Here is a 26110-nt window from a genome sequence, read left to right on the forward strand (position 1 = left end):
GCTCTAGAAGTTATTTAAATGCTCATTGGTTTTAAAGCCTAATAACCATTCAAAAAAAATTAACCGAATAACATCTCCTCTATTTTTACGGAAGTTGTGCAACTCGATTGAGCTGTTCTGCTGAGGCGGCAACATGCTCAGTTGCTTGGCCTATTTCTTCCATAACATGAACGAGTTCCTCCATCCTTTCATCCATCATTGCTAAATTGCTTTCGTTTTCCCTAACTGAATTGCTAATTAATTGAAAGGTTTCCGTTGTATTTTTAGAAGATTCGAACCCTCTTTGAACTGTTCCTTCCACTTTTGTTAGCATCTCCATCACCTTACCTGTGTAGTTTTGCGAAGCTTTAACTAAATCTTGAATATCACCAATCGAATTTTTCGTTTGCTCTGCCAACTTTCGTACTTCCTGAGAAACAACTGCAAAACCTTTCCCATGTTCCCCAGCACGAGCTGCCTCTATTGCTGAATTCAATGCTAACAAATTCGTTTGATCAGCGATCGCATGAACGATATCGACCACTTTACTGATTTTTTTCGAGGATTCTTCTAAATGGAGAACCGTTTCTCTCATTGAATGTGTGTCCATCTCCATTTCCTCCATACTATTTAACAATGTTGATAGTAATGTCTGTCCACCCTTTACTTCATCATGTATCATTTTCGCCTTTTTATAGCTATCTTCAACAATCTGATTGACATCATGGCTATTTGAAATTAGCGTTTCAACAGAAGCATTTGTTTGTTCGGAAACTGTAATCAGTCCATTGCTGACTTCTAAAATACGTGTCTGGAGATCCTTTTGCCCCTCCAAAAAAACCTGCTGAAGTTTTTCGCCGTTCTCTTGATTATACGCTTCAAGAACAAGCTGTTGTTCCAAGCTTAGTAGCTTTGTAACAGCCCCCCCAAATCGCTTTAAATTCCTTTTCTTCAATTATGTTGTCGCTGATTAAATGAAATAACGTATGCTGCAAATTTTGAAAGGCCCCCATATACCAGGATGGATCAAGGCCAATACGGTAATGAACCTTCGCAACAACAAGACGATTTTCTATAAATCTTTCATCAACTGTACCATCAAAAAGCTCTATCAAATGTTTTTTCAATGTAGTCCTTAATCTTTCAACGCTGCTATTTTGTTCGATAATCTTCTTTAAATTAGGTACTTGAAGAATTGTTTCATAAAATTCGTTGACAAGACCATCAATATGCGTTTCAACTAACGGTTTTACATATGCGACGAAATATAAATCTTCTTTTGAGAGTCTAAGCATTTTTACTTTTTCAGTAACCATCGGGTGTGAGACGATTATCCTCTCAGAAATAACTTCTTCATTTTTCCAATTATTCTTTCTCAATGCTTTTTCCTTTCTTTTTTTAAACAAAATCAATCTCCTCCAAATATATTCTCTCTTTATATTTATCTGTCTGTCCTATTCATCATACTACTTTTCAATTCAAATAACAGCAATAATTGATTCAAAAGAACTAGATTTTCACCCTTGACAAAGTGTAAATGGTATTTACGATATGTTAAATGTGGTTATTGATTTTTGACTCATTTTCTCACTGATTCCACGAAACGTGTAGAAGAAAACGAATCGATTCATGAAATTAGAAGACCTGATAGTTATACTAATAACGGTGTGAAACCGCAATGAACCAAAAGTTGTTATACCGACAATTCTCTTTAACAAACCTAAACTTAAAGAACCTCTTATCACAAAACGGAAAAAAGCTCCCTAATGTCAATAAATCTGACTGATAGAGAACCTTTTCTAAACAGTTTCATTATTTATTTTTGTAACATTGATGCTTAAAAATTAGTTCATCCAACCGCTGGCTATACTTGATCGTTTCTGAATTTAATAAACCGTTACGGTGTCCTGATATCATCATTTGTTCTCTTAACATTTCAATATTTTTAAATAAATTCTCATTCTCTCTTTCAAGTTTCACCGCATTAGCCTCCCAAACAACAGTAAACACAATCGAAATTATACCCTATTTTCATAATAATGGAATTCTCTTGTCAAATTATGTAACAGTATAATTTTTTTTAAAATATGATGTCGAATTCACAATTAGCGAAAACTCTTCGCATTTTACTCGTTTCCTCTTCCTATTTCGCATAGCGTTGTATCACTAAGGGAAAAATAAAAAATTGAAAGGGATGAGCAAATGAACAAGGATGACATACAAACCGTATTTGAGCGTTGTGCCCTTGGCCATATAGGTGAATCTTTTGCCTATAAACTATGGATACAGGGCTTTGGAGATGAGGTAGAGGAAGAAATACTAGAAGATTTTTTATTATCCTTTGATTATAGAGACGAATCCAGCATATTTGTTCATGAATTTTTATATCACTTTGCTACATTTAAAATCGTAAGGAAAAGTTTTCTTGAGGGTATTGGCAATGGATAGAAGTTGGATGGCTCGTCCGCAAATAGAAGTTGGCGAGTCATCCAAATATCCGAAATTAACGAAATACGGTTGCAGGAACCTCGAAGAAATTCCACAAAATTAGAATAAAACAAAAAGAAATAAGCCATGCAACAGGTGGCTTTTTATAATGAATCAAAAGTACTAAAAACATTACAAAATTAAATAAAACAGACCACCATATATTCCAGCCGTTGAAATGTTTTAAAAATTTTAATTGGATATCGACGACCTCATTAATTGAATAAAAGAGCACCCAACCCATAAAGTAAAAAAACTGTTTCACTCTGTTTTGTTGTGGGAATTTAGCCAAATATATAAGTACTGTTGCTGGGTACTTTATGTACATAATCAATAAAGAGATATGTGTGTTTGTAAAACCGATGCTGCTATCAAATTGTTGGGGAGTGTATTTCCACATTGGGTAGAAATCTGATAATAGGTACAAGTAAATAAAATCTCCCATTATGAAAAAGAGAATAGTCGAATAATATTTCTCCCAATTTTTCCAGTCTCCCCACTTCCATGAAGCTAACAGCCATAGGAAAGTATAGATAAGACTACTCATATATTTACTCCTAATCCAATATTTGTTATTTCCATTTTATAACATGTGATTAGAATTGTAAATATTTCCTATTGGAAAGACCTTAAAAAGGGTAGAAAATACCATATTTTTTTTGCCTCTTCAATCTGTTCGTATCGGATCATCGGTTTTTGCAAAGGCAGTGGACAAATTTTATTATATGCCTTGATTTTTTTATTAATTGTCTTTATTTCATCGGCATTTTTACAAGACTGAACAAGAGCGGAAATTTCTTTTTGCAGCTTAAGCCACGGTGGTAAATAACCTGCGTCCTTTGCTATTTTTTGAAAATGTTGAAAAGTATCCATTTTTAAATAGTCTTTTGGAAGTGGTTTTCCTCTCCACTTCTCCTGGTAGCGATCTTTCTCACCTGAACGCTCCAGTATTTCACCAATCAAATCATTGTACTTCTTTTCCATTTTGCTCCTCCTTTGTTTAGGATAAAAAGTTTGATAGCATTAATGAGAATAGCATGTTATGCTTTTGTGGAAAGCATACTTATTTAGTAGGTGAACCATTTGGATAAAGAAAAAATCATCGAGCGGACAAAAGAATATGTATACAGCGAGCTTCATAATGATGGGAGCGGACATGACTGGTATCACATCGTCCGAGTAACTAACCTTGCTAAAACCATAGCCTTTGAGGAAAAGGCAGACCTATATATATGCGAACTCGCTGCCCTTCTCCACGATATTGCTGATGAAAAATTAAACAGCAGTGAAGCAGAAGGTCTGCAAAAGGTCGAGCACTGGATAAATTCTGTCGGAGTGGACAGGATTACAACACAACATGTAATTTCTATTATTTCTACGATGTCTTTTAAAGGTGGAAATCAACCGAAAATGACAACCCTTGAAGGAAAAGTGGTTCAGGACGCCGATCGTTTAGACGCTATCGGGGCGATTGGAATCGCAAGAACCTTTGCCTATGCAGGCTCAAAAGGAGAACTTATTCATGATCCAGAACTCAAACCGCGAGAAACAATGACAAAAAAACAATATAGAAATGGGAAGTCTACTGCAATCAATCATTTTTATGAAAAGCTATTGAAACTAAAGGAAACGATGAATACAAACTACGGGAAACAACTTGCTGAAGAAAGACACCAGGTTATGGAACGCTATTTGCGAGACTTCTTCAATGAATGGAAGAACAGTTATCAGTAGCAGGAAACGTTAGTCCTCATTAAACTGTTCGTGTACAAACAGATGAAATGTGGGCAAGATGATGTCTTCCATGCCATGAGTACAGAGCGATATTTTGCCCGATTGTCACCTCACCTAATTCAGGGTGGATAAACACTTGTTGAATGTCTTCCATAGTGAGACTACGGAGTAATATGACCATTCTATGATGAAGTGATTCCAGCAGGTTTAAAGAAACATGGACAGGTTCTTTGCTGTCAGCTAATTTTGCCCATTTATCTTGCTCATATGGCTTGATCGTCGGCTTATCTTCAGTAAGCGCTAATTTAAAACGAATATAAGCATTCATATGACTATCTGCAAGATGATGGAAAACTTGCCTGACTGTCCAACCTCCTTTCCGATATGAGGTATTAAGCTCATCTTCCGTTGCATTTTCAGCTATTTTTCGTAAAAGATGCGGCAGCATTTCTATATCATTAATCCAATTAACAATTTGTTGTTCAGTTATTTCTTGATTAAGATTAAATTCTCCAATTGGAAATTTTTCGTCCATTCAAACCTCTCCTCCCCTATAAATTCCGATATACGCACTCTTTAACCATTTTTAAGACATAGGCTATTGTTTCTAAGTCGGTGCTGATTTTAACAGTAATGTATCCAAAAGCTAAACAATACTTTTTCTATCGTCAACTACAGTCCCTTCAGAAAGACAACTATCATTAATAAGATTATTAAAGCAACTAGGAAAAACGGCCCTAGACCTGAACTAAAGACGATATAAACTTTTATATGTTTAATCGCCAATATGACTAAAAATAAAACTAAGAAAAGACCAAAGAGCAGCACGATGGGCATATTTCTGTTTCTTCTCAATAGACACTCAAGCCCCCTACCGAAGCTTATTTTTTCATATTGGGCGCCGAACCCGCCTTAATAATCCTTATGAACAGAAGATCTTGTATTATTCATAAAAAGCTTTAAGAGCTATGTTGGCAAGTGCCGGATCTAGACGAAGACAATTTGATTTAGAGTTATACACAATGTTTACATTTTATAACTTCCTTGACAATAAAAAAGAGCCTTAAAGCTCTTTTTTAAGAGCACGGTGAGTAAATCACTGAAATTACGCCAAAACACTGTACAGGAATTTATCCGATCAGCCATTTCTTTTAGCCATTACTTCAAACCATCTAACGACTCGCCCTCCCTTACTACCATTCTTATTATAGAGAATCAACTTCACAGCATCTGGCATCCCAGCACTTAGCTCTATGCCAAAAAAATAATGCATTGTCTTTTATCAAAATGTAAGGTTAGGCTAAGTTCTTCACTTTCCACACACCATGAGCATATTTCCATCTGGATCTTTGAAAACAAAAAACTGACTATGCTGGATGTCTGTTACAAGCTCAACACCATTCGCTTTCATAAATTCGTACGCTGCAGCAATATCATCAGTAGCAAATTGGATCACTGGCGCATTTAATCTCGGAATTTGTCCATCTTCACTGCGCCACATTGGCATCGTGTCAAGAATTAACCCAGCTCCGTCCATTTTGGCAACAAACAAATGCTCAAAAAAGTCATCACCCTCTTCAATTGCTAAGATCTTGCTGTACCATTCTTTTGCTCGTTTTACATCGGATACTGGAATAAATACTAAATTAATTTTATTTTTTATTGGACTTTTCATAACCACTCTCCTTCCCGCTTTTAACGTTTTACGTGCATAAATTTCAACCACTGTTTTTGCTTTAAGTAGCTTCTTATGTAGATGAAAAAGGCAACCGTAGAAATTCCTGCGGCAATAGAAGTTATCAGCATATGGGATGTGTAGATGCCTACACCAACGCCAGCAAGACCTAGGCACAGCAGCTGAAAAGCTTGCTTTTTAAAATTCTCGTACTGGGTAAATCGAAACGCTCTTCTTTGCTCTAATTCCTTTAATTCTTCTAATTTTTGAGGTGAATCTAAAAAATTGTTAACTCCATGGAAAAAACTAAATATTGGACTTGAACGAATCCATTGCCAAACTACTGACCATGAGGAGTGACCATTTTTTCTTAACCATTTCACAAATACCGGCTTTGTTAACTCAAGCACATCCTCCTCTTGCGCTAGCTGCGCGACAATCCCTTCAATCGTCATAAATGCCCGTCCTAAAAACACAAATCGAGACGGAACTTGAATAGGCAGTTGGTGAATAAGAGCAGTTACTTCTAATTTTAAAGCAACAATATCAAGTTCAGAAAATTGCTTCGGTTGATACGATAGCATTTCTGCCAATAGCTTTTCAATCGTTTTTGATTCAGCTTCACGAAGAATAAAGCCCAGCTCGGTCAAACATTGCACTGCCTTACGGTAATCCTTTGCCAAGATACTTTCGATAAGACCTTGAAAGTAGCTAGCATCCTTCTTTGTTATTTCTCCAATCATCCCAAAATCCAACAAAGCAATTTTCCCTGTATTCGTAATCAGGACGTTTCCCGGATGTGGATCAGCATGAAAAATGCCTGGTTCCAACCATTGTGGCAGAAATAACTCGATTAGCCTTTGTGAAAGCTCACGTCCATAAGCTTCATCTCCCACTAATTTAGCTGCTTGAATAATTTTTTCTCCTTCAATCCATTCCATGACAAGGATTTTCGATGTACTTAATTCTGGAAACAAAGAAGGAATTTGTACATAATCATAATCCTCAAATCTTTTCTTAAAATAAAGCTGTGTTTTCATTTCATGACGGTAATCCAATTCTCGTTCTATCACCTCCTTTAATTCTTGATAAAGAATATCAAAATCGATAAAGCCTTTCGGCAATGGTACAAGATGGTTAGCAAACCAAATAACGATTTTTAATGTACTGAAATCTGTGGAAATAATCGCATCGATATGGGGACGCTTGATTTTAATAGCGACCTCCCTGCCATCACTTAATATCCCTTTATAGACTTCACCAATAGAGGCAGATGCGACCGCTTCTTTTTCAATCGTTTGAAATCCCGACTCATATGCAGAACCCCATTCATTTTTCAGAATTTTTTCGATGTCATTCCAACTAGACGGGGGAACATGATCAGTCAAATCCTCTATTTGTTTAATAAAAGTAGGAGGAAGGAAATCAGCACGCGTGCTTAAGATTTGCCCAATTTTTATTAGCAGTCCCTCTAGCTCAAATAAAGTTTTTCGAAACTTAATCCCACTTTCTTCCCAAAGCTTGTCCCACTCAGCCGGGCTCTTCTTTCGAATTCGATACCAGGATATTTTCAAAAATATCGTAAAGGCAAGAGCCAGTATTTTCGTCATTCTAACAACCCTATTTTTAGTGGCCATATGTATAACTCCATTAAAATTGATTAATTTAACTTTTCACAAAAAAGCTTGAATCGACTAGTTCCATCCACTAGCCCCATTTTTTCATATCTATTTAAAAAACTACTTTTCATACTTTCTGACAAAACATCGACAGATAACACTTTTTCCAGTTTTTCTTTATTTTAGCGAATTTGACATCATTCACCATCGCAACAGATACTTTGGTGCTGTCCCGTTTGCATTTAAAGATTTTACATGATAATTTACGTTCTCCATTAGGAAGCAGTTATGAATTGAATTAAAGGCTATTTATCTATTTATTTGCCACTGCCAACAAAAGCCGAAATATCGACTATCGTTATCTTCAATTCTGTTAAACTTCCGTCCTTATTGTTCCAATGCTAGCTTTAATGAAAAGTAGCAATCATTAACTAGCTGGATATCACCCTGATCATATCCATATAATAGAAGTAGAACGTACGAATATATCGCCTTGAAGCGGGCCAAATCTTTACTTTCTTCGCTGACATCACCGTACATTTGAAAAAATATTTCTCTGCAATCTGACGGGAGATAACTATATGCAACAGACAAATCAATGGCTGGACTTCCGATATGTGTATCACCCCAATCGAGAACAGCCGTAATTTTTCCTTCGTCATCGACTAGCATATTGCGAAGGTGAAGATCCCCGTGGACAAGCACTTTCTTCTCGTCTACTAACGTATCCTCCACTGTTGTGATAAATTGCCGTAAGGAGTTATATAACACGTCGCTTAATCGATTCTCCATTTTTAAGGAATTGATTCTTTCCATTAAGAGCGGTTTTCTCTTTTTGACGTCCAATCTTCCCAACTGATCATAAGGTATTTGTAGCTTTTCAGCTTGCTGTAACGGAAAGCTATGAAGCTGTCGTAAAAATTGCGCCAAGATATTTGTTGATTTCTTTCTTTGCTCTCTTGTTAATTTTTCAGGGTTCTTCCCTCCAAGGAGTTCATACCCACTAAATGCCCATGGAAAATTGGGCTGTGGTTTCCCAATATATTGCGGTTTTGGAATTTCCAGTGGTAAGCTCGGAGCAATGTTGGGTAAAAGACGGTTCTCTACTTTTATTAATTCCCCCGCTATCTCCCTGCGGGGAAATCGAAAAACATATCGCTCATTAATTAAGAAAGCCGTATTATCAAATCCTCTTGCAAAGGCTGCCACTTTTAATATCGTTAAATTGGAGAATTGATTTTTAATCAATAGCACTGCTTCTTCAGCCGTCATAACCCTTTCAGGATTCCAAAATGCTGCCATTTGCCTCCTCCCTTCTCGTTCCAAAAAACATTGAATTTTCGAAATTCATCATATTTTCCTTCATCATATCAATCTTTTTTACTTGATCCTAGACCTTTTTAATATTTTATTCCTCCTTAAAAAACCAGCGATAAAACAAGTGTGACGCATAATTCGTTAATCCGATCGAAAGAAAACTCCAATACCATCTCCAATTTACATATTTAATTAAGTTTGTATATTTTTCTGCTAGAACTTCAATTCCCGTAAGCAGCCCTGTGTAAAAAATGTTATAAAGTGCCCTTATCCAAAAAGGTTTTTTTTCTGGATAATATAAATTAAAAAGGGCACAAAAAGACGGATAAAAAAAATATTCATATGAAAAACTGGACTTATTGACTTTCTTGAAAAGTCGAACAGGATAAATTATAAAGCGATTTTCTACTACCAGTAAACCAAATAACCACGTCATACTTTGTTTAAAAAAATAAGCTAACAGCGCTTGCCGTATTCGGTGTTTTGGTACAAAAGTCAACAAAAGACCAACTGTAAAAAACCAAATCGTATACAATATCATTTTATCTCTCTTCAATAAAGCCACCTCACTCAAATATCGATACATTTTTTAGCAAGCCTTTTGCTAAATTATTGAATACTTGGCTCTGCCACCACCTATTCGCTGAACTTATTTGCAAGTAATATTTTGCACCAAAAAATAAGAAAAATTTATTTTTGTAGACAAAATTGTTTTAGCATTATTTGAACAAAAGAAAACAATTGACAAAAAAATAAACATTTTTATATTATATCTATAATTAAATAAACATTAAAGAGAGTTGTTTGTTAAATGATTGATAACACATTATTTTGGTCAGCTTCTGTAGAAGACCTTGCAAAAGGCTATATTTTCAATGAAGATAGTGGTGAATTTATTTGTCTCATCTGTAACGAAAAATTTGAAAACGGGATCATCTATCCAAGTTTGTGTGAAGGCATCTATTATGAAGCAAAGAAAGCGATTGCTGAGCATATTAAAATCGTTCATCAATCGATGTTTGCTTATTTATTGAGCTTGGGTAAGAGGCATACTGGCCTATCAGATATTCAAAGAGAGCTTCTTCATTATTTTTCTCAGGGCATTTCTGATAAAGAAATAGCCAAGAAGCTCGATTCAAGTGCATCTACCATTCGAAATCATCGTTTTAAATTAAAAGAAAAAGAAAAGCAAGCGAAAGTTTTTCTAGCGTTAATGCAATTGCTAGACAACGGCGGAGTGAAGGAAGAAAACTTTGTAGCATTTCATAAGGGGGCAAAAATGGTGGATGAAAGATATGCTATTACGGAACTTGAGCGAAAAAAAATTTTAACCACTTATTTTAAAAACGGAGTAGATGGACCACTAGACACTTTTCCTAGTAAGGAAAAACGGAAACTAATTGTTCTCCAACAAATTTCAACTAAATTTGAAACAGGAAAAAATTATACAGAAAAAGAAATCAATGATGTTCTTAAAGCGATTTTTCATGACTATGTGACATTACGACGATACTTAATCGAGTATGGATTTATGGAACGTGATCGAGATGGGTCTACTTATTGGACACGAACTTAAAATGGAGAGGAAGGATCGAGCCTTTTCGATCTTCCTTTACGTATCATTATTCTCCATTTCGATAACCTCAGCTTGAAAATGAGCGAGTATTTTGGAGGGCCTCTCACATTCTTTCACATCATTAAACAAGCATATAAGTTCATGATCTCCTAAAAATCTTACGTAAAAGCACGATATTCAACAATGCCTATTTTCAGATTCCTCAATATATGACAGCACTTCTTATATACTTCATTCATAACATATATGGAGAGGTGTCTATGGCATCATAAAAATGTAGGTTATGGCATTTAATTTATGCAGTGCCTGGAAGGTACTGCATAAATTAAAAAAACCACTTGTCAACATTCCAAAATACACATACACTTCCTGTTGGGACAAACAAGCGCAGGAGGTATTAAGGAGATGTTGGCAGTGGCCGAAATTAATTATATCAGACATGAGGCTGTCGAAAAAGATAGTAGTTATTCAACAATAGCGAAAAAAATGGGAAGAGATCCTAGAACCGTAAAAAAGTATGCCGAAAAAGAGGATTTTAGTCCTGAAGTGAAAGTGAAACAAAACAGACCTTCACCCATCATGGATTCAGTTAAGCATATCGTAGATGAGTGGATTTTAGAGGACTTTAAGCAAAAAAAGAAGTTTCGTAGAACCGCAAAGCGGATGTGGGAACAGCTAAAAGAAGAAGTTGATTTTAAGGGATCTGATCGAACGATTAGAAATTATGTTTCGAACAGAAAGAAAGAGTTATTAAATGAATCTAGTCAAGCCGCTCTACCACTTGAATCTAAGCTGGGTACAGCACAGGTTGATTTTGGGGAAGCACCATTTAAATATCAAGGAGAGGACATTGTGCTCCCCTATCTAGTCTTATCTTTTCCTTATAGTAATGCTTTTTATTTTCAGGTGTTTCCTTCACAAAATAGAGAGTGCTTCCTAGAAGGACTGAAGCGAATTTTTCATCATATGGGTGGAGTTCCAAAAACAATCAGGTTTGATAATCTATCCCCTGCCGTAAAAAAAGTACTGCCAAATGGAGAACGGCAGCTAACAGAGGAGTTTCAAAACTTCGTTCTTCACTATGGTTTTAAATGCGAGTTTTGTAATCCGAATAGTGGCAACGAAAAAGGGCATGTGGAAGCTATGGTCAAATATGTGAGGAATAATTTCTTACTACCAGGTCTACATGTATTTGATATAGATCAACTTAACGAGAAGTTATGGGACAAAGCTGAAAGAGACCGTGAACGTAAGCACTATGAGAAAGAAACCTTTATTTCTACATTGTTTGAAGAGGATCAAAAAGCTTGTTTTGTTCTTCCAGGGAAAGAGTATCAATGTGTAAGGTATGAAACCGTCAAGGCGGATAAGTATGGTTATATAAGGGTAGAGAAGAACCTCTATTCAACCTCTCCGAGGTATGCGCTAAGTAAGGTTCTCGTAAAAATCTCATATAATACGATTGAAATACTCACAGACGATAATCAGCTGGTGGTTAGTCACTCTCGATTATACGGTCAATATAGAAAGTCTATGAAATGGCAGCCATACTTAAACCTAATGGCCAAACGTCCTTTGGCACTTAAATATACGAGTTTCTATGAGCAACTTCCAACAGAATGGCAAGAGTATTTCAATTCATGTACAGCTGCGGAAAAACCAGAGGCTCTTAAACTACTAGCAATGGTATTGAAAGAACATGATTTTAGTAGAATTACGGAGGCACTTATAATCGCTTCTGAGCATGGCCATCCATCTGTTGAATCCATTAAACAGGTGTTTTATCAACTGATAAATGGACGGGGAATCCGTTCGGAAATACACCCCAATCGACCATTGCCAGAAATGCCGAAGGCTATTCGAGGTTTAGATCATTATGATCAGCTTATGAAAGGAGTTGATCTACAATGAATGGTCAGATTCTAGAATATGCCAAGCGGTTGAAATTAAGCTGGATCAGAGAACATTATCATGAAGTGGAAGCAAAGACGAATGAGGATTTCTTACTAGAGTTATTTAGAAGAGAAGTTGAGCAACGAGAGGAACGGAAGACGAATCTATTACTGACACAAGCGACGCTTCCTAAAACAAAAGGAAATCCTTTTGATTGGAAAGATATATTATTAACTCAAGGGCTCAGTAAAGAGGATTTATTAAATGGTGCATTTCTGGAACGGCAGGAAAATTTAATTTTCTATGGAGGAGTGGGCACAGGTAAAACTTACTTAGCCACCATTATTGGATTGAATGCCGTACAAAAGTTTGGAAAGTCCATCAAATTTTATACAGTAGCCTCATTAGTCAATCGATTACTAGAGGCAAATGAAAAAGGAACACTAAATAAGCTCTTTAAACAAATAGAGAAACTTGATTTATTGATCTTGGATGAACTAGGGTATATTCCTCTCCATAAACAAGGAGCAGAATTATTATTTCAGGTTATTGCGATGTGTTATGAAGCGAAGAGCATTATCATTACAACAAATCTTCAGTTCGGTCAATGGAATCACGTTTTCGGAGATCCGATTGTAACGGAAGCAGTCATTGATCGATTAATTCATCACTCGCATTTAATCGTGTTTAACGGGGATAGCCACCGTTACAAAGAATCAATTATACAAGGTTAATTCTATGCGTTGGCAAGTGGTACATTTTTAAATGCCGTTTAATACATTTTTTGCTTGCCAAATACAATGGAGAGGAGGTCTGAAGCATGGATCGATTTATTCTTTTAATGCTTGCGAGTATTTTAGCGGGGTTTGCCCTTCTAAGAGTACCTCTAAATGATACTTTTTTAGCAAGTTTAGCTCCTGTTACAACCATTATTGGCGTACTAGCTGTCGTTATCTTTGCACTTGTCATTATATACAAAGGAGTCATGGCACTCGTTCGTAAATAACCGTTGCATTGGGTCAGTTGTCAAAACTGGCCCCTTTTATGTAAACGCTTTATCAGAATTGCTGTGTTCATCCCATAAAAAACACTATATTTATAGTATTAATGTTTATTTAATAAGTTTAATAACTTAAAATAAAGGGTAATAAACTTTATGATTTTAGACGATAGCTGGAGGATAAAAATGGAATACAATTTTGAGAAGTCGTATAACCTAAAAGAATTTATTGAACTAAACAGCAAGAAATTTGAAAATAAATTATTGACTGAGGCCGTAAATGTGCGGGATAAAATTAATGAAATTCTGGCGATTGGCAATATCGATCTTGTCAATAATGCACATAAGCTTGTCGTATACATTATCGATGATGAAGAAGAAAAACTAACGCTTTTTGCCAAACAAGAAGGAATAGCTTGGGCGACACACTCTATAGATTTAAGCTTTAAACTGGAATGGATTCAAGCAATTCGAAGGACATTGTGGCGATTTATTCAAATCTATTACAAAATGAGCAACAATAAGCAGCTGAGTGATTTTTTTGATTTAGAACTACAAATTAACAATCGGGTCGATCAATTTTTGAATTCATTTTTTATCAGTTATTCTACATATAAGGATTCCTTGATTACAGCTCACAGAGAATTAGTTGAAAAACTATCAGTCCCAATCATCCCGATTACACCTGATGTTTGTATCCTCCCATTAATTGGATCTATTGATTCATTAAGAACGTCCATACTTGAAGACAAAGTGCTGACAGAGATTGGTCAAGCGCATATTCAAACGTTAATTATGGATCTTTCGGGTATTGCTGAGATCGAAAATGATATAATTGGAAATTTAATGAAGATAATTGATGGTGCGGCCTTAATGGGCTGTAATACAATCATTACTGGTCTTAGACCAGAAGTCGTAAGAAAAATTGTGAAGATTGGGGTCAAATTTGATTTTCACACGAAAACATTTGGCAGTCTTCAACAAGCATTAAAACAATTTATGAAATAACTTATTTTGAAAGGAGCTAGATGCTTAATGTACGGCAGATAGCTTTTTTCAATAATTGCTCCTTAAATCTCTTCATTTGAATCCTTTATTTTTTGAAACTCCACTACTGGATTGAGACCAAAATAGTCTTCAACCTTAACTACTTTAACGTTATTCATTTCCACTGCATCCATCGCGATTACCATTGTTCTTGGCGTTGCATCATCTGTACAGCCATCCTCAGAATTTACTTCTAAATACAAGCTAACCTCGGTCTTTTCTTCATTTAATTTTGCCAATTTATATTGTAAAGGACAACTGCTCGACTCGATTATTCCAAGAAAGATAGCTGACTGTTGATTCCAATCAATTTCAGCAGAATTATCTGTAAGGCGAAAGTGTTCCCACAGCGTATCAAAATCCGCCTGATTGGTCACCTTATAGACTAATATCCCCTGCTCCGATGATGAATAAAAATTTACCGGAAATGATTTTTCAGTATGAATTAAGTCACTTGGTACGGTTTGAGCACTTGTATTCCCGCAGCCTTGTAAAATGCCACCAGCAGTTAACAATATCATAAATACTAGAAATAGTTTATTGTGCATTGACGATCTCCCCCACATCAATCATATGTAAAAGAAAATAAAATTCCCCTACCTATAATGACGATCGACAAAAGGGATAGTTTCATTTTTTATATTACATTTCTGTATCTTTTGAATAATGCACGAAAATAGACAAAGGTAATTTTTTTTCTGAAAAAAGAATATGATTATTTCTTACAAAACAATTGAATTTAAAATTATGATGCTCCCAGTGAAAGGATGGACATTTCACAATTACACCGATGCAAATCGCAGCATTACATCCTCTCCATTAAGATAAACCCTCTGCTAGCTTCATCTAATTAAAAATCGGAAGCTTACACCGTATAGCATTATCAAGTTATACAATTTTAACAAGGACGGGATAAACATATGGATCAATTGGTTCATCGAGAATACGCCAGTCAGAAGCTTTAATAACTGGAAGCACTTGACCATGTATCATCGTGACCTCGATAATTCCTTCAAGTTCAATCCAAGTGTCTTCCTTAAGGTCGGGGATTTGCTTGAACTCCGCTAACAACCCTAAAACACTTGCATCAGCAATGCAATGAGTGATGAGAAATCTTGCTAAAATAAATTGATGCTTGTCTAATCCTTGCTCTTTATAGACGAATCCACTTAATTTAATTTTGCGGCCAGCAAAATCTTCTGGATTAGAAATCATCTCCCCGTGATAGGACGAATACATATCTGGAGACATATTGATCAAGTCTGCCTGAGCAAGACTTGCTAACTTCCGATTATATTCCTCTTCTTTCATATGGTTTTCATTACTAATCATTTCATCATGGGTTTCCACAAGACTAGCATGAGGAAGTATTGAACCTTTATTGGCAGCAATCGAAGCGCCTAGGATCGTCGGCTGCAATGCAAAACCCGTTACTAACGGAAATAGAATAATGGCATAATTAATAAATTTTATAGTTTCTCCTTTATGATCATGAGAACATGCAAAGGAACAGTCAATGTGGATGTCACCTCTTTCCCAAATACGAAACAATTGCATTAAAAATAGAAAAAGGAAGACCCATGAAGCAATTATGCTCATTATTTCATATTTCGGATTAATATAATTGGAGATTTCTCCAGTCAAATGGAGCTTTATAAAAAATAAAGCAAAGGCTGCTAGTAAAGTTGCTTTTAGCAAATGTTGAAAACGAACTCGTACCACTTCTTTTCTCCCCTTTACAACCCAATTAAGCTAACAAATATGAACACAATAGCCGTTATGGTGACCAGTAAAGCAAATACAAACTTTGCGCGAAATACACTTAATAACATAATCGTATTTTTTAAATCGATCATCGGACCGTATACTAAAAAGGCTAGGATTGAGGTCGGTGTAAATAAATTCATAAATGAAGCACCAATAAAAGCATCAGCTTCCGAACAAAGTGATAGAAAATAAGCCAGCCCCATCATGACGATTGTTGAGCCTATTACCCCGTCACCTAATAATAACAGCGATTGTGCAGATACATAAATTTGTACAAAAGCGGCAATGAACGCCCCTATAATCAAAAATTTCCCCATATCGAAAAACTCATCAATAGAGTGCTTAATCATTCCTTCCAGACGTTGTAAAAATGTTTGGCTATGATGATGTACGTGATTTGAACTTGAATTATTTATCGCATGTTTTAATTGGTTCGTTTTATAAAAAACACTTATAATGCAAGCGATCATAAGTGCTGCAAGAAAACCTATCCCCATTCGCAGCAACGCCATTTTTGCATCATTTCCAAATGCCATATATGTTGATAAAACGACAATGGGATTAATAAGCGGACCCGTTAACATAAAACCTATTGCTACATAGATCGGAACCCCCTTTGCTACTAATCTCCTTATAATTGGCACGATTCCACATTCACAAGCAGGGAACAACGCACCAACAACACAGCCCATAAAGATCCCCAACCATCTATTTTTTGGAATCCATTTTCTGATATGTTCCTCGGAAATAAATATTTGAATGAAGCCGGCAATGAACACTCCAATTAAAACGAAAGGAATTGCTTCTATTAGTATGCTTAAAAAAATAGTATTTAACTGTTGAAACGAATTAGGAAGATGATTTAATACTTGTTCACCAGCAAACTGACTGAACATCACAACATATACAACAATAACAAAAACTACTAATCCTGTAAGATCTAGTAAATAGGAATGCAGCTTATCCATTTCCTTATTCATCTCCCACCGCGAAAATTCGCTCTTCTGGATCTGTCTTTCAAATCTAGTATTGCTGAAAAGGTATAGTCTATTATATTTGCGACAACATCATTTATTACTGATATTTTTAAATAAAACGTAATTATTACTATTTACAATTCGTAATGATTACGATATTATCAATATCGAACTTATTTTTGAAAAGAGGTACTTAAATGAAACGAAATTTCATAATAGCACTTATTTTTGTCGTATCTTTATTTTTCTATGGCTGTAGCAACGTCCAGAAAAACGATGGGACTGAACAAACAACATCTTTAGAGGACGAGAAAAATAAATTGAGCATCTATACGACTCTTTATCCTCTTGAAGACTTTATTAAGAAAATAGGCGGAGATTATGTAGAAGTCGAAAGTATTATCCCAGCCGGGGCTGATGCACATAGCTATGAACCAACGACTAAACAAATGACAAGTATAGCCATTGCCGATGCGTTCATCTATAACGGCTTAAATATGGAACCTTTTGCAGAGAAAATTGCTACTTCCTTAAAAAACGAGAATGTAAAATTTGTTGAAGCTGCAAATGGTGTTGATGCCATTACTCATGAAGACCAGCATGAACACGAAGTTGACGAACATGCCCATGGTGATGATGAACACAGTCACGGAACTGAAGACCATGATCATGAACATGGTGGTGATGAGCACGAACACAACCATGACCACGGAGGAATCGATCCTCACATCTGGTTAGATCCGACGCGTGCTGTCAAACTTGCGGAAAATATTAAAATGGCTCTAATTGAATTAAACCCTGATGCACAGGAATATTTTGAAAATAATTTTATGGCATTGACTGATGAGTTGACAACACTAGATCAGCAGTTTAAAGATTTAGTAGAATCAAAGAATAATCCAGAAATCCTCGTATCACATGCTGCCTATGGCTACTGGGAGGAGCGCTACGGGATTAAACAAATCGCAGTATCTGGCCTTACGCCAGCAAATGAACCATCTCAACGCGAGCTTAAAAATATTGCAGAGCTGGCACAGGAAAAGCAACTAAAATATATTCTCTTCGAACAGAATGTTACATCTAAGATCGCAGAAATTGTAAAAAATGAAATTGGTGCTACACCGCTTTATTTATACACAATGGAGTCCATTTCAGAAGAAGAGAGGAATAATGGTGAGGACTATTTTAGCCTGATGAAAAAAAACCTTTCAACATTAGAACAAGCGCTGCAATAAAAAGACAAGGGCTATTTGCCCTTGTCTTTGCCGTGTTTAAACGAATTCTACTTCTACCCACTTTCTTATGCTATTAATAAACCAAATTTTGCGCGCAAACTTTAAATCATCTCTTGTAAGTATTCTTTCCTCAATTATGCCATTTGTTAATAATTGCTTTCGAAACGTTCCAGCGAGCAGTCCGCACCCCACAGGAGGAGTCCAAAGCTTGTCCTCCAGTTCTACTACAATATTTCCATTCGTAAATTCTGTTATCTCTCCACTTTCATTCCACAAAAGGACATCAAAGACATGGGGAAACTTGTTTTGAAAATGACGATATAGAGCTCGATTAGTTGTTTTATGAAATAAAAAAAGGCTTGCACTATTTACTGGTTCATCGGCAAGAATCACCTGATGGGCTGTCTGAACCGTAGTACTAAAAGGATGAGATTCTATCGTCACTTCCCCGTTTTCACTTAAAAGAAGGCGTACTCTCCATTGTCCCGCATTTTTACTAGTTGCCAACTTTAAGAGCCTTTTTTGCAAGTTTTCATCTGAAAAAGCATAGCCAAAATACGATGCCGAGTGGCGCAACCTTTGCAGATGCTCCGCAAGCAAGAAAAATTCCCCATCTTCTAAAAGAATTGTTTCGAGCAACTGAAATTCTGTTCGTATTTCTTGAAGAATACTTGCTTTCGCAACCACTTCATCGTACTCACCCGTTGTCGTTGAATCCCACGTTATTCCCCCACCAACGCCATATGTAGCCCTTTTTGTCTTTTCCTCAATCAAAATCGTTCGGATCGGAACGTTAAAAATTGCTTCCTTATCAGGTGTAATATACCCAATCGCTCCACAGTATACTTCCCGCGGTTCTCTTTCTAACTCAGAGATTATCTCCATTGTTTTAATTTTGGGAGCCCCAGTAATTGAACCGCAAGGGAAAAGAGCTTTAAAAACATCGGTAATGGATGTATGTTCCGGAATCATTGATGTAATCGTGGAAGTCATTTGAAAAACAGTAGGATACGGCTCAATGTTAAATAGCTGCTCTACCTTCACTGTACCTGGCTCTGAAATCATCCCTAAATCATTACGTAATAAATCAACAATCATGACATTTTCAGCTCGATCTTTTTCTGAACTTTGCAATGACTTTTTATAATTTATATCTTCGACATAAGTGCGACCGCGTTTAATCGTACCCTTCATCGGCCTCGTCGTCATTTCATTGCCGTTTAAATGAAAAAATAATTCAGGTGAAGCCGACAAAATGCGATGTTCACCTATGTTCAAATACGCACAATAGTTTGATGACTGTGCTTTTTTCAGGTGTTTAAAAAAAGCAAGATCATCTCCTTCAAATTCAGAATGCAGACGAAGGGTAAAATTAGTTTGATACGTGTCACCATATTCTATATGCTTCTTAATCATTTCTATAGCTGCATCATATTCATCTCTTTGAACAGAAGGCTGCCACGAAGTAGTCTGATAAGAACCACAACTGTTTAACGGTAAATGGTCGATATCGGCAAAAAGCCCAAACCATAGTAACGGCATTTTACTGCCTTCTCTTACTTTAAATGCCGGATCAAATGCTGGAGCACTTTCATATGTAAGAAATCCCGCTGCATAATATCCTTCCTCTACAGCCTCTTCAATTTTTTGTAAACTCGGAATTACCTCTTCAATTGTCTGGGCCATAATGATTTTTTCTGGGTCGCTAAAGGTATGGGGCGTGATCTGACCTTTGGCTGTAGCAAATTCAAAAGATAATAATGGTGACTTTCGATTTTTATCATTCATGATTGATATTCCTCAGTTCAGTAAAGTTTTGAATCATTTTTAACCCAGACTCCGTCAAAATTGATTCTGGATGAAATTGTACGCCCTCAAGCGGGTGGTATTTATGGCGGATGGCCATGATTTCTCCCGTTTCCGTTGCAGCACTAATAACAAAATCAGTTGGGAGGGGATTCTCCACAATTAAAGAATGATATCTCATTACAGGCAAGGGGGTTTGAATGCCACGAAACACCCCTTTTTCGTCATGCTTAATATACGATACTTTCCCATGCATGGGTTGAGCTGCTTTTTTTACGATCCCTCCAAAAGCATGTGCAATGATTTGATGTCCAAGACAGACACCCAAAATCGGGACTGACTTATACAATTGCTGTATCACTTGCAAACAAATTCCTGACTCTTGTGGATTCCCTGGTCCTGGCGAAATAACAATGTGTGTTGGTTTAAGACTCTTCACTTCATCTAAAGTTATTTGATTATTACGGACCACTTTCACACCAAAGCCGCATTCACATATATATTGAACTAAATTGTATGTAAAAGAATCATAGTTATCAATGACAAGTATCAAATTTCACTTTTCTCCATTTCACTATTATAAAAACATTCCTATTATAGCGGATCGCTCTTACTTCTGTGAAGATTAACGACTATTTCATCTCATTTATAATCGCTTCCACCAATGGCGGAAGCCAATCCTCTAAATCAGTAAACGAAAAACCTTTATCAACAGCTTTTTTATTCGACATATACCACGATTCAGATATCGCATAAGGTGATAAAGTATCTTCCTCCCCATTGGATACAACGTTTGCCTTGTTGCCTGTGTGCGCTTCAATTATTTTTATTAGTTCATTTAAGGATATCTTTCCATTTGCAGTAGCATTGAATGGTCCTTCGATATCGGTTTCCCCCGCCCATTGTAAAAAACGGGCAGCTTCTTCCGCATGAATATAAGACATTTCTGACCCCATATTAGCAAAACCAATCGGCTCCCCGTTCATCACACGTTCAATATGGAAATGCAAGCGTCTTGTATAATCATCGCTCCCCATGACAATAGGAAAACGTACAGCAACAACTGGAAATTTGGCATACTTAAAAAACACCGCCTCAGCCTGTCTTTTCCCCTCCCCATATGAAAAATCCGTGCTGTTTCCCATCGTAATTTCATAAGAATAAGGATCAAAATCTGCTTCATGCTTTTCTCTTCCATCCATCGTATATGTCGATAAAGTTGAAGTAAACACTAGTTTGTTAATTTTCCCATTGAAAACCTCACAGAAATCATATGCTTCATTTGGAGAAAAACAAATATTATCAAAAACAAGATCAAATGTGCGATTTTTTACTTTCTCCGCAAATTGCTGTTTATTTTTTCGATCAACTGCAAGATGCTCAACTTTATTACCAAATGGATTTCCAGACTGTCCACGTGTAATAATTGTGACATGATGCCCATCTGCGATTAAAAGCTCCACTAATTTACGACCGAAAAAACGGGTTCCCCCTAGGACAAGGACATTTTTCATTTTCAAATCCTCCTAAAAAGTAAGAATAAGAGTATTCTCTAAAATTCATTTATTATGGCCGCTCAACTGTACAGCAAACGACCTCGTACATTAAATTTATATTCAACAAACAGTGCTAACTTCCTGCTAAAAATATTTATTAAACAATATTGTCGATAAAACAATTTTTAGTTCATTTCGTGCAAAAACCTTGGTTTTTACGCCTTTCACTACGTATATTCCATAAACCAGTAGATTTTCTCCTAAGCGTATCCTGAAATCAAAGAAAAAATAAGCCAAAAAATCAACACTGGCATATCAAAAAAACAAAAATAAGAAGCCTGCTAACAGAATGGCAGCAAGCCTCTTATCAATTCTCTTCCAAAGATATTAACTTTTGAAAAACGCGTTCACTTAAAAGCTCATAGCCTTGTGCATTCAAATGTAATGAATCACTAAATAAATGTTTTTCTTCATCATTCAGAAACAAATCTGCTGTTGGGACAAAGTAAGTTTGTTGGAAAGCTTGCGCCGCCTTTCTCAATGATTGGTTCCAGCCTTCAATCGTTTTGAAAATTTCTGTTTCATTTTCATATTCAATATACGGATGGTAAAGCCCTAAAACAATTATTGGAGCATGTTGATTATGCTGTCTTAAAAGCTCAATGATTTGATTAAAGCGGACTAAAAAAAAGTTCTTTCCTTTCGATAGGTTTTCTTTTGGAAGCGGATTAAATACGTATTGCGCACTTTGGCGAAAATCATTTGTACCAATGTAGAGAATAATATAGTTTGCTTGACGAACTCTTCTTAATATCTTTCTTTGCTGTAATAGTTGTAATATGTCATTCGACGTAAACTTCGGTACACCAAAGTTTTTCATTCGAACTGTCTGATCTATTGTTTCAAGTCTCTCCTCTACTCTACCTACATAACCTTTCTTTAATGGATCACCTGTTCCATATGTGATCGAATCACCGAAGGCAACAATTTGCAAAGCACGACCAGCGGAAGAAGATGGAAAACAGATGGAACATGCAATTGTCATCATGATCATAGAAACGATATATTTTTTCATTGAAAAAGACCCCTAATAATTGCTTATTAGGAGTCTTCCCTAATCCTGTTTATAACATGTATTACACTCTCCGTTGCTTACTACCCCCATCAACCGCATATTTTTTCGAAAAGTCAAGCTTTAACTCGATTAATGGTTGAGCAATTTTACGAATCCATTTGCTGGACAAAATACCTGTTAGGATTAACGACAGGAAAATTAACACAATAATTTGCTCTGATTCACTTAATACTTCTTCAAATTGACTGTTTCTAAAGTATTTCACAAAAAAGCCATGTAATAAGTAGACATAGATTGAACCTGTTCCCCATTTCGTAAAGAAGTAACGCCGGCGAGGTACTAAGGCTAAAAAGCTTAAAGTAGCAAGCAAGGCTACCACATATACGCCAAGGCGAATGAAACCGCCATTAATCTCATATTCATTCACGACATCATAAGGCTTGGAACCGAATAGCCATCTATATTCAAAAGTTGGGGCAATATAGACAACGAGAAAAATGGTTAATAAAATTCCAAAGGATAAATAGCGAAACTTAATATGCTTAACCTTTTCGAAATGTTCCTTTTTTAAGTAATAGCCAAGAAGAAAGAAAGGAAAAAACACAAAAGTTCGAGATAAACTTAAAAAGTTGCTGATTTCATTAAAATAGCCCACAGCAATTCCTATAGCAACAGCGATAGACAAGGAAATAACTGGTGACCATTTGGCAAACACAAACAGCATTACATTCCAGCAAAACAAGCTCATTAAAAACCATAGAGACCATTGAGGATCTAATGGATTCATTGCTGTGACACTTTGATCGATAAGAAAATAATAGTAGAGCGAATAAATCGCCTGAAAAATTAAATAAGGGATAATCAATTTTTTAGTGATTTTTTTGAGATAGCCCTTTTGATAAAAACCCTTTGCAAAGAAACCTGAAATTAGAATAAATGCCGGCATGTGAAATGTATATAGTGTCGTATAAATCGAATAGATAAATTTGTCTTCGTGTATATAGGACTGGATTAAATGGCCAAATACAACAAAAAAGATAAGAAAAAACTTCGCATTATCATAGTAAGCTTCTCTATTTTTCATATTCAAACCTCCCAGTTGCTTTTATAGACTACCATACCCTATTTCTATACGTCTATAACATTCGAGAGGTTGTATTCTAGATTTGAATTTTTTAACAACACTGTAATATTCCTGTAATCACCTAACATTTCTATTACATAGTCCGCAAAAGTTTATTATTACAATATAACAATTTTCGACAGAAGCCTTTTGAAATGTCGATGAGAACGAGCAATAATAATCCAGTTTACATAATAATGTTATTGTATATTTTTGTCGCTATTTAAATAAACCTGAAAGGCCATCAATTTTAAAGTGCCTTTGTTAAGCCTCCATCGACTATTAGCGCTTGTCCGGTAATATATGTATTCGCATCGGAAGCCAAAAATACAACCGTTTTTGCAAATTCTTGCGGGTCGCCGTAGCGCCCCAATGGAATAGCTGCTTGTGCTGCATTTTGCAAGTCTTCAATGGTCATTTTTTTTCTTTCCGCCTGCTGTTGATCAATTTCAATAACCCGATCTGTAGCAAATTTTCCCGGTCCAACAGTATTGATCAATATATTATCTTTCGCTAATTCTTGCGATAAACTTTTTGATAAACCGTTTACCCCTGCTCTTAGAGTATTTGATAATAATAATCTGTCTAATGGTTGTTTAATGGAAATCGAAGCAATATTGACAATTTTCCCTCCACCATTTTTTCTCATATATGGAAGTACTTCACGAATAGAACGAATATAGCTAAGCAATGTTAATTCAAATGCTTCCTGCCACGCCTGATCATCAAGATCGTCAAAATTTCCTGCACGCGGCCCTCCGCAATTGTTGACTAAAATATCGATCGTTCCAAATGCTGAAACCGTTTTTTCGACAAGTTCCTTTATATCCGTTAATTTCGTAATATCGCAAGGCTGTGCCTGCACTTCACCGCTTACTTCTCTCATTTCCCTCGCAACTGTTTGCAATGCTAACGCATCTCGACTTGTAATCATGACCCGTGCACCCTCACGAACAAATTCTTGAGCAATCGCTTTTCCGAGTCCTTTACTAGATGCTAAAACCAATACTGACTTCCCTTTTAACCCTAAGTCCATTATGAATTCCCCCTCTTTTTTATATTCTACACTCTTTTCCAACCATTTTAGAAATAAAACGTTTACAGAGCTTTCAGCCTTAAAAATCATTCTCAGTATTAGAATGATGGTCATGGCTTTAATCTTAAAATAGATGATTGCAAGAAATCCCGCTTTCCACAACGCTTTTCTTTAATTTCATGCATGGTACTTAATTTATTATTGGAATGATGGTAAAATAGTATTGCTATCACAAGGTGATATAAATCACATGTCGTATCATATAATATGACAGTAATGGCGAAATTTATTGTAAAGGACTACTTAAAGTGATAAATGAGAATCAAAGTACACTGGCGATTCCAAAACGACCTTTGTCCAAAATTATTGCTGCCACTGTTAAGGCAGGTATTATTAAATCCAACTTAATACCAATGTTTGCTGGTTTGACCCTCGCAATTTTTACGTATCAAAAAAATTTAGTTGAGGTCTACCCAAACGTTATTTATGCTTTTATCGGAACTACGCTCGTCATCGCCGCAGCTGGCGCCTTCAATAATCTTTATGATCGGGATATTGATGCGATTATGAAACGGACTCGTAATCGACCAACTGTTACAGGTGAGGTTTCACCTAGCACTGTTTTTGTGTTGAGCATCGTGATGTCAATCTTAGGAATTAGCATTCTCGCTTTGGCGACCTCATTGGCAGCTCTACTTGGCTTTCTCGGATTATTTTTTTATGTCGTACCGTATACGATGTGGTCGAAGCGAAAAACGATTTATAACACGGAAATTGGCAGTATTTCTGGCGCAATGCCTCCACTTATCGGTTGGGCGGCGATACATCCCGATATTACCCATCCAGCAATCATCGGCCTTTTTGTTGTTACCGTTATTTGGCAAATGCCTCATTTCTATGCGATTGCTATTCGTAACCATGAAGAATACGAAGCGGCGAAGGTTCCTATGCTCCCGGTCGTAAAAGGAGTAAAAAGAACCTATACACAAACTAATATTTACCTATTTATTATGGTTGCGATGAGCTTTCTGTTTGGCACTTTAAGTCTTGGACTAATGCTCGTTGCCTTGATCTTGAGTGTCGGTTGGCTTATTTTGAGTATTTATGGCTCCAAAAAAATGGATGCAAATAAATGGGCGAAATCAATGTTTATATATTCCCTCTTGCATATGACCATTCTTTTTTCAACTGTGATCATTTATTCATTAATGGGAATCTTCTTTTTTCAATAAATGAAACGGCGTTTAGTTTAATGGACTAAAACGCCG

At 36.1% G+C, this 26110-nt stretch carries 28 protein-coding genes; 9 read left to right on the forward strand and 19 right to left on the reverse strand.

Annotated elements, in window-relative coordinates; genetic code table 11:
• Nucleotides 1-85: 85 nt before the first annotated feature.
• The 3 genes from NST02_RS13845 to NST02_RS13855 form a co-directional block, all read right to left on the reverse strand.
• Nucleotides 86-934, reverse strand: a complete 849-nt coding sequence (locus NST02_RS13845) for a methyl-accepting chemotaxis protein (protein WP_340949155.1) — start codon at nt 932-934, stop codon at nt 86-88.
• Nucleotides 858-1385, reverse strand: a complete 528-nt coding sequence (locus NST02_RS13850; protein WP_340949156.1) for a protoglobin domain-containing protein — start codon at nt 1383-1385, stop codon at nt 858-860. The genes NST02_RS13845 and NST02_RS13850 overlap by 77 nt, the downstream gene beginning before the upstream one ends.
• Nucleotides 1386-1791: 406 nt before the next feature.
• Nucleotides 1792-1959, reverse strand: a complete 168-nt coding sequence (locus tag NST02_RS13855) for an aspartyl-phosphate phosphatase Spo0E family protein (RefSeq protein WP_235879581.1) — start codon at nt 1957-1959, stop codon at nt 1792-1794.
• Nucleotides 1960-2181: 222 nt separating this feature from the next.
• Here NST02_RS13855 and NST02_RS13860 point away from each other — a divergent pair, with 222 nt between their 5' ends.
• Complete coding sequence (locus NST02_RS13860) at nt 2182-2427, forward strand: hypothetical protein (RefSeq protein WP_095314648.1); 246 nt, start codon at nt 2182-2184, stop codon at nt 2425-2427.
• A gap of 55 nt (nt 2428-2482) precedes the next feature.
• Here NST02_RS13860 and NST02_RS13865 read toward each other — a convergent pair whose 3' ends face one another.
• Nucleotides 2483-3013: a CBO0543 family protein gene (locus NST02_RS13865; protein WP_095314647.1), complete on the reverse strand. Its 531-nt coding sequence runs from the start codon at nt 3011-3013 to the stop codon at nt 2483-2485.
• Between the two features lie 68 nt (nt 3014-3081).
• Complete coding sequence (locus NST02_RS13870) at nt 3082-3450, reverse strand: DnaJ family domain-containing protein (RefSeq protein ID WP_137744866.1); 369 nt, start codon at nt 3448-3450, stop codon at nt 3082-3084.
• A 99-nt stretch (nt 3451-3549) separates the two neighbouring features.
• On the opposite strand from NST02_RS13870, the gene NST02_RS13875 reads away from it, so the two are divergent.
• Entirely contained in the window at nt 3550-4200 is a 651-nt protein-coding gene (locus tag NST02_RS13875; RefSeq protein ID WP_095314645.1) for an HD domain-containing protein, read from the forward strand.
• Between the two features lie 19 nt (nt 4201-4219).
• Here the strand turns inward: NST02_RS13875 and NST02_RS13880 are convergent, their stop codons facing one another.
• The 5 genes from NST02_RS13880 to NST02_RS13900 all read right to left on the reverse strand — a co-directional run bounded on the left by NST02_RS13880 (nt 4220) and on the right by NST02_RS13900 (nt 9397).
• Complete coding sequence (locus tag NST02_RS13880) at nt 4220-4735, reverse strand: YfiT family bacillithiol transferase (protein WP_095314644.1); 516 nt, start codon at nt 4733-4735, stop codon at nt 4220-4222.
• A gap of 774 nt (nt 4736-5509) precedes the next feature.
• A complete protein-coding gene (locus tag NST02_RS13885) occupies nt 5510-5875 on the reverse strand; it encodes a VOC family protein (RefSeq protein ID WP_095314643.1) in 366 nt (121 codons plus the stop codon).
• Between the two features lie 20 nt (nt 5876-5895).
• Nucleotides 5896-7512: an ABC1 kinase family protein gene (locus NST02_RS13890; RefSeq protein WP_340949157.1), complete on the reverse strand. Its 1617-nt coding sequence runs from the start codon at nt 7510-7512 to the stop codon at nt 5896-5898.
• Nucleotides 7513-7881: 369 nt separating this feature from the next.
• The gene (locus tag NST02_RS13895; protein WP_095314641.1) at nt 7882-8796 is read right to left on the reverse strand and encodes a phosphotransferase; all 915 of its coding nucleotides are present in this window, start codon (nt 8794-8796) and stop codon (nt 7882-7884) included.
• Between the two features lie 106 nt (nt 8797-8902).
• Nucleotides 8903-9397, reverse strand: a complete 495-nt coding sequence (locus tag NST02_RS13900) for a CBO0543 family protein (RefSeq protein WP_340949158.1) — start codon at nt 9395-9397, stop codon at nt 8903-8905.
• 225 nt (nt 9398-9622) lie between these two features.
• On the opposite strand from NST02_RS13900, the gene NST02_RS13905 reads away from it, so the two are divergent.
• From NST02_RS13905 to NST02_RS13925, 5 genes are all read left to right on the forward strand, one after another.
• A complete protein-coding gene (locus tag NST02_RS13905) occupies nt 9623-10387 on the forward strand; it encodes a DUF2087 domain-containing protein (RefSeq protein ID WP_095308709.1) in 765 nt (254 codons plus the stop codon).
• 405 nt (nt 10388-10792) lie between these two features.
• A complete protein-coding gene (gene istA, locus NST02_RS13910; protein ID WP_340947791.1) occupies nt 10793-12298 on the forward strand; it encodes an IS21 family transposase in 1506 nt (501 codons plus the stop codon).
• Nucleotides 12295-13014, forward strand: a complete 720-nt coding sequence (gene istB, locus NST02_RS13915) for an IS21-like element helper ATPase IstB (RefSeq protein WP_095314893.1) — start codon at nt 12295-12297, stop codon at nt 13012-13014. Before istA ends, istB begins: the two co-directional genes overlap by 4 nt.
• A gap of 86 nt (nt 13015-13100) precedes the next feature.
• Nucleotides 13101-13286 carry a hypothetical protein gene (locus NST02_RS13920; protein ID WP_095308707.1) on the forward strand — a complete coding sequence of 62 codons (186 nt, stop codon included), beginning with the start codon at nt 13101-13103 and terminating at the stop codon, nt 13284-13286.
• Nucleotides 13287-13466: 180 nt separating this feature from the next.
• Entirely contained in the window at nt 13467-14288 is an 822-nt protein-coding gene (locus NST02_RS13925; protein ID WP_095308705.1) for an STAS domain-containing protein, read from the forward strand.
• A 62-nt stretch (nt 14289-14350) separates the two neighbouring features.
• On the opposite strand, the gene NST02_RS13930 is transcribed toward NST02_RS13925, so the two are convergent.
• The 3 genes from NST02_RS13930 to NST02_RS13940 form a co-directional block, all read right to left on the reverse strand.
• A complete protein-coding gene (locus NST02_RS13930; RefSeq protein WP_095308703.1) occupies nt 14351-14875 on the reverse strand; it encodes a hypothetical protein in 525 nt (174 codons plus the stop codon).
• A gap of 340 nt (nt 14876-15215) precedes the next feature.
• The gene (locus tag NST02_RS13935; RefSeq protein WP_137744205.1) at nt 15216-16049 is read right to left on the reverse strand and encodes a TIGR03943 family putative permease subunit; all 834 of its coding nucleotides are present in this window, start codon (nt 16047-16049) and stop codon (nt 15216-15218) included.
• Between the two features lie 14 nt (nt 16050-16063).
• Nucleotides 16064-17062, reverse strand: a complete 999-nt coding sequence (locus tag NST02_RS13940; RefSeq protein ID WP_170943542.1) for a permease — start codon at nt 17060-17062, stop codon at nt 16064-16066.
• A gap of 206 nt (nt 17063-17268) precedes the next feature.
• On the opposite strand from NST02_RS13940, the gene NST02_RS13945 reads away from it, so the two are divergent.
• Nucleotides 17269-18306, forward strand: coding sequence for a metal ABC transporter substrate-binding protein (locus NST02_RS13945; protein ID WP_340949159.1), 1038 nt, complete (start codon nt 17269-17271; stop codon nt 18304-18306).
• A 36-nt stretch (nt 18307-18342) separates the two neighbouring features.
• On the opposite strand, the gene pabB is transcribed toward NST02_RS13945, so the two are convergent.
• The 6 genes from pabB to NST02_RS13975 all read right to left on the reverse strand — a co-directional run bounded on the left by pabB (nt 18343) and on the right by NST02_RS13975 (nt 24842).
• A complete protein-coding gene (gene pabB / locus NST02_RS13950) occupies nt 18343-20094 on the reverse strand; it encodes an aminodeoxychorismate synthase component I (protein ID WP_137744202.1) in 1752 nt (583 codons plus the stop codon).
• Entirely contained in the window at nt 20087-20665 is a 579-nt protein-coding gene (locus NST02_RS13955; RefSeq protein WP_095308694.1) for an anthranilate synthase component II, read from the reverse strand. The genes pabB and NST02_RS13955 overlap by 8 nt, the downstream gene beginning before the upstream one ends.
• Before the next feature lie 79 nt (nt 20666-20744).
• On the reverse strand, nt 20745-21626 hold the full coding sequence (locus tag NST02_RS13960) for an NAD-dependent epimerase/dehydratase family protein (RefSeq protein WP_137744201.1): 882 nt from the start codon (nt 21624-21626) through the stop codon (nt 20745-20747).
• Between the two features lie 349 nt (nt 21627-21975).
• Nucleotides 21976-22683 carry a GDSL-type esterase/lipase family protein gene (locus NST02_RS13965; protein ID WP_095308690.1) on the reverse strand — a complete coding sequence of 236 codons (708 nt, stop codon included), beginning with the start codon at nt 22681-22683 and terminating at the stop codon, nt 21976-21978.
• 61 nt (nt 22684-22744) lie between these two features.
• Nucleotides 22745-23767 (reverse strand): acyltransferase family protein, encoded by a 1023-nt coding sequence (locus NST02_RS13970; protein WP_095308688.1) that lies wholly within the window; start codon nt 23765-23767, stop codon nt 22745-22747.
• A gap of 289 nt (nt 23768-24056) precedes the next feature.
• Nucleotides 24057-24842 (reverse strand): SDR family oxidoreductase, encoded by a 786-nt coding sequence (locus NST02_RS13975; RefSeq protein ID WP_137744200.1) that lies wholly within the window; start codon nt 24840-24842, stop codon nt 24057-24059.
• A 308-nt stretch (nt 24843-25150) separates the two neighbouring features.
• On the opposite strand from NST02_RS13975, the gene cyoE reads away from it, so the two are divergent.
• Complete coding sequence (gene cyoE / locus NST02_RS13980) at nt 25151-26074, forward strand: heme o synthase (RefSeq protein WP_095308684.1); 924 nt, start codon at nt 25151-25153, stop codon at nt 26072-26074.
• Nucleotides 26075-26110: the final 36 nt, after the last annotated feature.

The sequence above is a fragment of the Robertmurraya sp. FSL W8-0741 genome, assembly GCF_038004005.1.
GTDB lineage: Bacteria > Bacillota > Bacilli > Bacillales > Cytobacillaceae > Robertmurraya > Robertmurraya siralis.